This window comes from Steroidobacter sp., assembly GCF_016790065.1.
Lineage (GTDB): Bacteria > Pseudomonadota > Gammaproteobacteria > Steroidobacterales > Steroidobacteraceae > Steroidobacter.
Genome location: NZ_JAEUPY010000724.1, coordinates 1 through 6,305 on the forward strand (window position 1 = coordinate 1; position 6,305 = coordinate 6,305).

Sequence of the window (6,305 nt, forward strand, 5' to 3'; positions counted from 1 at the left end):
ACGACCATCCACAGACGTCGCACCGGCCGGCGTGCTGAGATTTTTGCCCACTGCTCGAATGCGCCCCCGCTGCACCCACAGATCCGCATCGTGCAACACGCCCTGCGCGCCTTGCGTCCACACAGTCGCGCCACGCACCAAAACGTTTTCGAGTTGAGCAGGCACAGACTCGCGACCGTACTCACCGACCGGATAGCGCAACGCAGTCGGTAGTGCTGGTTTTGTATGCTCCGCCGTCAGCACGACATTTCGAATGTCTTCACCGGTTTTACCAAGCCGCAGGATGTGACGTTGCCCGCGCGTCCAAACCTCGTGGATGCGCGCCGCGTTTGAATGAAACAAATCAGCATCGCCGATCACCAGGTCCGCCGAGCGTCGCGGCGCCAGTGCGCCCACACGATCGGCGATCCCGAGCAGCGACGCCGGCACGACGGTGAGCGCCGCCATCGCCACCTCTTCCGCCAGACCATTCGCAACAGCCTCGCGCAGTCGTGGCCAGAACTCGGTCGCAGGATTGTCCAATCCAGCGCTGGTCAGCGCGAACGGTACGCCAGCTTCCGCCAACACACGAGCATTGAATGGCGCCCACTCCCAGTGCTGCAGTTCCGACAGCGAGACGTCCAGCGCTTCATCGGGATTCGCGACGGCGGGCTTGGACGGTCGCTTCAGCGAGACGATCACTCCTGCACCGCTGGCCTTCAACATCGCAGCCTGTCGATATTCATAGCCGTTGCCGTTGATGAGCCAGCGCAGACCGAGCTCCTGTGCCAGGCGTGCCGCGCGCTCCAGATCCACTTCAACGTCCGCTTGAAAGATGACGGGCTGCGTCTGGGAGAGCGTGGGCCACAGCGCCGACAACGCTGGCGGCACCTCGTCAGTCAACTCTCCGCGCTTGACCGCGGATTGGCGCGACAGCCAGCGTTGTCGCTGCTGCTGCCATCGTGCATCCAGCAGAACCTGTCGCATCAACGCAGTGGAACCCGCCGGTGAGACAGGATATTGCTCGCTGCCGTTCGCATAGGCCTCGAAGGCTAGAGCTTGCGCGAGCCGAGGAACCATCAGCACCTCGCTCGGATGCGACGAATCCATCGTGCTCAGCAAAGCCGCCTGGCCGCGGAATATTCCGTTCCCTGGCTGAGACAGCACGCTGGTGATACCCAGCTCACGCAACTTGGAAGCGCGTTCGGCATCGGGCTGGATGCTGGCGCCAATATCTCGAGCCGAGGACACTAACGTGTTCTCATGATCAGCACTGGTACGCACCGTTGCATCGTTGCGAGGCTGCTCATTGGGCTGAGCGTAGCGACTGTTCGCATCGATAAAACCGGGATATACGGTGCGCCCACCCAGATCCAGCACGATTGCATCTGCTGGAATCCTCAGTCGCGCGGCCACGGCTTCGATCCGATCGGCGCGAATCAGCAGCGTGCCGCGTTCGAGGACTTCGCCCGGCCGTATCACCAGACGAGCATTGACGAGCGCATACCGCGGCGGCGAAGTTGTTGCTTGTTCTGTCGCGCGCGCTGCCTCGACGGACAGGCCAATGGACAGCGCCATTGCCGCCACTAGCGTAAGAAACAATCTGTGGATCACTGTTACAGCACTCATGTCACTGCACTGTAGTGTCGGGCAGCGATGGTGTAATCGAAGCCTCGTAGCGGCGGCGTACCGCCGCTACGGAATGAACGCCGAGGGAAACGGCCCGTCAGTAGTGGGCACGCACCGTCAACATGTAGCTTCGCGGGCTGCCATAAAAATTGTGGCTGCTGGTGCCGGACAATGCCGAGTAGTAGGTTTCGTCGAAAAGATTGTCGGCGTACAGGCCAACGCGCCAGGTGTCGTTGAACTGATATTGAACCGACGCGTTCCAGACCGAGTAGGCGTCCTGCACGAAGCGGAAGGGAACATAAGTATTGCCGCCAACTTCGGCCAACGCAGTCCCGCTCGCGTAGACATCCGACTGCCCGACCACGCCCGCCGTCAACGTCCAACGCGAGTAGTCGGCTGGCAGCTGCCAGGTCGTCCACAGCTTGAGCTGATGCTTGGGCATCCAATGCAGACTGGAGTTGGCTACCACCGACTCATCGCCATAAACGTCGTTGGTGTGATAGGTGTAGCCGCCGAATAGTTGCCAACCCGGCAGCACCGTGCCGCTGGCCTCCACGTCCAAGCCCTGACTACGCACATCGACCGCGCCCAGATAACAGCAAGTCGAGCCCAGAGCGCCGTTCTGCGAAGGGTAGCTCAGATCGCGCACGCCCTGACCGTTACGCTCCATGCGATAGATGGCCGCGGAGAAATCCAACTTGCCGAACAAACGGCTCTTCACGCCGATTTCATAACCTGCACCGGTCACCGGATCGAGCGGCGTGCCCGGCAACGGTCCCTGCAACAGGTTGGCCTGCACCTTGAAGGTTTCGGCATAGCTGGCATAGACGGTCCAGTCGCGTGCGAAGTCATAGATGAGCGCAGCACTCGGCACCAGCTTGCTGTCGTCATAGCGGGTGCGCGACGGCGGCGAGGACCAGATCTGCACTCCCGATGTATCGAGTCCCTGATAGCTCTGCTGGGAATAGAAGTAGCGATACTTGCCGTAGCGGGCGGACAGCATCAGACGCAACGGCTCGGCCACCTGCAACCCGACAGAGGCGTACGCACCCTTCTGCTCCTGACCATATTCGGGATTTCTCCACAGCGGCGCGCCACGCGTCGGCTCCGGAAACAGCGCGGGATCGAAATTGAAGACATCCAGGGGACGAGAGGGATCCAGCCAGTGATAGCCGGTCGTGATATACGCCGCGCCGCTGCCGCCACCGTCTACTTTCGAGGTATCCAAGCCCACGGTGTAGCTGTGTTGCCGACCGAACAGACCAAACTTGCCGCTGCTCGACAGGTCAATCATGTCCTGCACCGAGCCACCGATACTGGTCCAGGCGCTCGCCACTGTTCCGGTCAGCGTCACCGGATCCACGGCGCCGCGAGGCTGCATCGCGCGGTAGTCGGTGGACAAGTCGGTGTGCGTGTAGTTCAGCTTCACTACTCCGGTCTCACCGTAGCGCTGCTCGGCTCTGACGAAGAACTCTTTGGAGGTGGCGTACCAATGACTCCAGCGCGCGCTGAGATTGGTACTACGCGGCAACCTCAGGTCGCCGCCATCGCTATAGCGCGGCAGGCCGTTGGAGTTGAAACCATCTTCATCCTTGTCTTCATAGCTCGCGCCCGCGATCAACACCGTCGTGGGCGTCAGGTCATACTCGGCCGTGCCGAAGAAATACAGATTGTTCGACGACGCGTTGTCGTAGAAGTAATTCTTGTCGTTGTAGGAACCGACTAACCGGCCTCGCAATCGACCATCTTGCGCAAGGCCGCCCGTGACATCGATCTCGCCGCGATAGTCATCCCAGCTGCCACCGGAAAGGCTCAACTGCACTGCTGGCTCGGCGCGAGCGCGCTTACGCACAGCATTCACCACGCCTCCGGGCTCGCCGGCGCCGGTGTAAATTCCGTCCACGCCGCGCAGCACTTCTACGCGTTCGTATCCCGCCATGTTTTCGGACAGATATGCGCCGAACGTGCCGGTGTGACCAGCCGCTCCGCCATCACGCACCACCGTCTGCACTTCGAAGCCGCGGGAGTAGTAATAAACTTCCAGCGGACTCATCTTGCTGACGGAGATGCCCGTGGTCTGAGTCAGCGCATCCGTCAAAGACTGCAGGTTCTGGGTCTCGATGCGCTCACGCGTCACCTGAGTCACCGACTTGGGAATCTCCCGCAACGATTGGCCGGCTTTGGAGCCGATGCTCATCGGATCTTCCATCGAAGCAAACACATTGACGGTCTCGAGGCTGGCCGTTGGATCGCCGCTGGTTACTTCGCCTTTGGAAACATCGGACTCACGGCGAATGACGATCGTGTCCGGCGAGGCTCGCTGGAACACCAGCTGCGTGCCATCGAGCAACATCCGAACCGCCGCCTCTGCAGTGACTTCCGCCTTCAGTTCCGCCGCCTTCATGCCGTCCACCAGCGCCGGCTCGAAAATGATGTTGGTGTTGGTCTGGCGGCCGACCGCGCGCAACGCTTGCGACAACGATTGCGACGGAATATCGAACCGGAAGGCATCTTGTGCGTAGGCAGTGGGTGCGAGCAGTGCGCTACCGCTCCACATGAATAAACATAGAACAGGCGCGCTGAATGACGTCGTCATGATCCGGTCCCCAGGATTGTTGTACGTGCAATGAAGTAGACGTTCATGGAGTGCCGATCCTCATCGCCGGCATCTGCCGCGTGAACCAAGCCGGCGGCATGGGCCGTTGCCGCGGCCAAACTTCATCGAGCGTCTCTGCCACGTACAATCGTCCATTCTTCATCACGAACTCGATCTGCTGAGCATTGCGAATGTCCTGTCTCGGGTCGCGCGTGAGGATCAGTAGATCGGCGAGCTTGCCGGGCTCCAAGCTCCCGAGATCCTCGGCACGGCCAATGATCTCACTGCCCATCTTGGTCGCTGCACGCAACACCTGCATCGGCGTCATTCCGCCGCTGGCGAGCGCCTGCATCTCCCAATGGTAATCCAGTCCCTGAAACTCGCCGTGACTGCCGACGCCGACGCGGCCACCCGCTTGTACGATGTCGCGTGCGCCACGCGCCACGCCGGGGAAGATCTGCTCATCGTCGCGCGACCAGTTTCTCTGACGGGTGCTCAGATCGTTGAGGAAGTGCGGCATGAAGCGGTTGATCTTGGGATTCTCATGCGGCGCTTGAGTGACATAAAAATGATTGCGCGCCCGGGGCCCGCCATCGGCCACCAGCAAGGTAGGGTTGTAGCCGGTGCCGGTACGGGCGAACAGCTCGATCACGTCGCGATACAAGCGCACTGAGCCCATTTCGTGCTCGTTGGCATGAAAGCCGTCGATGGCATGGGTGATGGCGGCATGCAACTCGATGCCTTCGATGGTGGGCATCATGCCAAGCGACTCGGCGGCGTTGATGAAGAGTTGTCGGTTGTGCCGATTGCCGATGCCGTAGGCCTTGAGATTCCTGGTTTCGTAGGCGTCACGATAACGGCGCTGAATCAACTGAGCATCCTGCGCAGTGCCGACGCGCTCACCGTTGAAGCCGATGCCTCTGCCGGTGGAGAACGTACGCAGCCCGACCATAAAGCCGGCATCGATCATGTCCGCATAGGCGAACACATCCTGAGTGAACGGCTGCACATCCAGGCCAGCGGTGACGCCGTGCGCCAGATTGATCATGAAGCTCCAGGCCTGCAAGTCGAGCACATCGAAGCGACTGGTTACCCAGTGCGCGTGAGTGTCGATGAACCCCGGCACGATGAAACGACCACTGACATCGCGCACCACTGCGCTCTTTGGCACCGGCACCTGACCTGCACGACCGACGGCTGCGATCCGATTGTCGATGATCACGACGTCCGCATTCTCGATGACTTCGTCGGCTCGCATGGTGATCGCGGTGGCGCCTCGCAACACCAGCGTTCCTTTGGGAATATCACGCGGCACTTCGAGCTTAGCGGAGAAGCGTTCGACGCCACGCGAGACCACCGTATCGCTGGTGCCAGCCGTGCGATCGATTGCATCGAGGTTGGTGCGATGAAAGTCTCGACCCAGCGCCCATGTGATGGTCTTGCCGCCATCGGCCCATGCGAAATAGTCGGCACCAAGCTCCGAGATGCGCAGCCCAGCAAACTCAGAGCTTCCCAAATCAATGCGGTCGGTTGGCTCGGTGAGTGGTAGCAGATATAACTGTCCGCCCTTCGGCGCTAGAGCCCAGCGTCCGTCTGGGCTGAGCTGCGGCGCCGCGACCCATCCCGGCATGCCGCGCAGAGTAACGTGTGAACGACGATCGCTACCGTCCGTGCGTATCGACTGTAGAGTCTGGTCCTCGCCTTCGAATGAAAGACGCTGCAAACCTGGTGAGAAGCGCAGAGCGCGAATCTGCGGCTCCTGTGAGAGCACCGTGAACGATGTTCCATCCGCAGCGAGCCGCACGATGTCCGCGAGCCGCGAGCCATTCATCTCGCCCTTCTGCACTTGAGTTCGCTCATAGGCGCTGGAGCGCAACGCGTAGACCGACTTGCCATCCGTGTCGAACACGGGATCCGTGTAGTAGCCCGGCGCCTGCGTCAATCGTTGAGCGACTCCGCCGTGAGCGGGGATGCGCCATACATGACCACCCTCGCCTGCTTCCCAACTCACATACACCAGAAAGCGCCCGTCGGCCGACCAGCTCGGCTGGAAGCCCGAATGCGATTGAGTCAGCCGCCGCGGCGTTCCATTGGGCAGCCG

General features: G+C 61.1%; 3 protein-coding genes. All 3 read right to left on the minus strand.

Features of this window, described 5'->3' with window-relative positions; all coding sequences use genetic code 11:
- Window positions 1–1,608, minus strand: a 1,608-nt coding sequence (locus tag JNL55_RS29480) for an amidohydrolase family protein (protein ID WP_293863064.1), incomplete at its 3' end; no start/stop codon positions are given.
- Between the two features lie 97 nt (window positions 1,609–1,705).
- Window positions 1,706–4,204 (minus strand): TonB-dependent siderophore receptor, encoded by a 2,499-nt coding sequence (locus JNL55_RS29485; RefSeq protein WP_293863066.1) that lies wholly within the window; start codon window positions 4,202–4,204, stop codon window positions 1,706–1,708.
- Window positions 4,205–4,247: 43 nt separating this feature from the next.
- On the minus strand, window positions 4,248–6,305 hold a 2,058-nt coding region (locus tag JNL55_RS29490), incomplete at its 5' end, for an amidohydrolase family protein (protein WP_293863068.1).